Raw genomic sequence first — 2361 nt, forward strand, 5'->3', positions numbered from 1 at the left:
CCCCCGAGGACGGGACGGGAAGGGGCGGCGGGGGCGACCTACCGCGTCACCCGGCAGACGCTCCGGAAGTCCCCGACTCCAGCAGCTGCCCGCCGTCCCACACCACGCCGACCTGGCGGTAGTACGCGGCGATCGGCTCACGAATCTCCAGCCGGGCCAGCTCCTCCGTAGGCGCCGAGAACAGCTCCAACTCCGCGTCCCCGACCCACGCCTGCCCACCCTCGAACGACGCCGCCCCGGACGAGATCAGCTCGTCGAGAGCCAGCCCCTTGCCGTCGATGGACGGAAGCCACCGGTGATGGGCCATCGGGTGACCGTTCACGAACCCGTTCGTGGAAGAGGGCTCCCGCAGAGTCACCACGGCCTGCGCCAACCGCCGGTCGGCAGCCGCCAGCGTCGCCCCGAACCGCGCCCCCGCCTCGATCCGCGGAGCGGGCCCGTACGGATGCGGACGCGTCTGGTGGATCGACCCGAGCTTCTTCGGATACCCCTGGTGCAGTCCGCGAGCGATCGCGAAGTCCTTGTCGACCCAGATGTAGACGCACCGCGAGTACGTCTCGCCCCGGTACTTGCAGCGGACGACCGCGAAGGCCTCCTTGTACTGCCCCCGCACGGGATCCAGCAGCTCGTCCCCCGACTGCGAGCACGACTGCCAGTCGGCCCAGATCAGGGCGACCGCGCCCGGATCCTCGTCGGCCAACTCCAGCGGCTCGGGCAGCAGTTCACGTACCCGCGAGGGGTCGGTGCGGTACTCGACGGTCAGCAGGTCACCGGAGTACCGCCAGGGCGGCGACGGGATGAGTGACGAGGCACCGCTCGCCGTCTTGGGGTGGAAGAACCCACGGGGACCGGTCACTTGGAGGCTCCTTGCACAGTGAGGGCGGGCTGCTTGAGCAGTTCGGCGCGGTATCGGGCGGCCTTCGCGGCCGTGGCGGGTCCGCCGAGGGCGACGACGCCGACAAGCTGCTCCCCGGCGTGGTAGCCGACGAGAACGTCCGCTTCCGGGTCGCCGTCCAGGACCCGCACATCGTCGATGCCGAGCACGGGCGCCCCGAAGGACTGGAGCCGGAAGTCGTGCTGGTCGCTCCAGAAGGTGGGCAGCGGCGCGAAGGGCGCCAACTCCCCTTCCCCGCCTGAGAGTTCCCTGCCCGCGAGATGAGCGGCCAGCGACTTCGCCGCGTGCTTCGCGGTGTCCGTGGGGATCGACCAGTGCTCGACGCGGCGGGGTACGCCGTCGTAGCGGGCGTTGGGGAAGCGGGCCACGTCGCCGACCGCGACGACGTCCGGGCGTCCGCCGACCCTGAGCCACTCGTCGGTGAGCACGCCGTCGCCGAGGTCGACCCCGTTGCCGTCCAGCCACTCGACGTTGGCGACGGAACCGACCGACTCCACCACGACGTCGGCCGGCAGGACCGTACCGTCACCGAGGACGACCCCGGTGACCCGGTCGTCGCCCTCGAAGCCGGCGACCCCCGTGCCGAGCGCGAAGCGCACCCCGCGTTCCTCGTGCCGCCGCAGCAGCGCGCGGGCGAGGAGTTCACCGAGGGGGCCCACCATGGGCAGGGGCAGCGGATCGACGACGGTGACCTCGGCGACGCCGAGTCCGAGGGCCGTGGCGGCGACCTCGCAGCCGATGAATCCGGCGCCGACCACGACGACCCTGACACCGGGCCGGGTCAGTTCCGCGCGCAGGGCCTGGGCGTCGGTGAGGGTGCGTACGGTGTGGCGGCCGGTCCGCGGGCCGGGGCAGCGCAGGCGCCGGGGGCGCATTCCGGTGGCGACGACCAGACCGCCGTACGACAGGGTCGAGCCGTCGTCGAGGTCGATGGTCCGGTCGGCGAGACTCGCCGACACCGCCTTTGTGCCCAGACGCCACTCGACGTCCGCCGCCGACGCCTTCGGGGTGAAGGCGAGGGACTCGAAGGACGCCTTGCCTGCCAGTACCTCCTTGGACAGCGGAGGCCGGTTGTAGGGCATGTGCGGCTCGTCGCCGACGACCGTGACCGCTCCGGCCCAGCCGGCCGCGCGCAACTGTTCGGCGGCGCGCAGTCCGGCCATGGAGGCGCCCACGACGACCACGCGCCCCGGGGGCACGTCCGTCCGGTCGGTCATGTCAGTCCTCGATCCGGATGGCCTGGAGCGGGCAGACGTCCGCGGCCTCCTCGACCTCGTCGCGCAGGGCGTCATCGGGGTCGGAGACGTACAGCAGGTGACCGCCGTCGTCCATCGAGAAGACGTCGGGTGCCGCGAAGACGCACTGACCGTGGTCCTGGCACTTGTTCATGTCGACGACGACCTTCATGGCCGGTCCTCCTGGTGGTGAGGGCGTCGGAACGGGGGGTGAGGGGTGAGAGGTAAGGC

3 protein-coding genes are annotated in these 2361 nt (G+C 71.8%); all 3 read right to left on the reverse strand.

Going from position 1 to position 2361, the window contains the following annotated elements:
* Nucleotides 1–46: 46 nt before the first annotated feature.
* From AOK08_RS41945 to AOK08_RS41955, 3 genes are read right to left on the reverse strand one after another with little or no spacing between them, the layout of a single operon-like run.
* Nucleotides 47–856 carry an acetoacetate decarboxylase family protein gene (locus AOK08_RS41945; RefSeq protein ID WP_055535833.1) on the reverse strand — a complete coding sequence of 270 codons (810 nt, stop codon included), beginning with the start codon at nt 854–856 and terminating at the stop codon, nt 47–49.
* Nucleotides 853–2112 carry an NAD(P)/FAD-dependent oxidoreductase gene (locus AOK08_RS41950; RefSeq protein WP_198539570.1) on the reverse strand — a complete coding sequence of 420 codons (1260 nt, stop codon included), beginning with the start codon at nt 2110–2112 and terminating at the stop codon, nt 853–855. Before AOK08_RS41950 ends, AOK08_RS41945 begins: the two co-directional genes overlap by 4 nt.
* Before the next feature lies 1 nt (nt 2113).
* Nucleotides 2114–2302, reverse strand: a complete 189-nt coding sequence (locus AOK08_RS41955) for a ferredoxin (RefSeq protein WP_055535835.1) — start codon at nt 2300–2302, stop codon at nt 2114–2116.
* Nucleotides 2303–2361 lie beyond the last annotated feature (59 nt).

Origin of the sequence: Streptomyces graminilatus, assembly GCF_001418565.1 — a bacterium.
Classification (GTDB): domain Bacteria; phylum Actinomycetota; class Actinomycetes; order Streptomycetales; family Streptomycetaceae; genus Streptomyces; species Streptomyces graminilatus.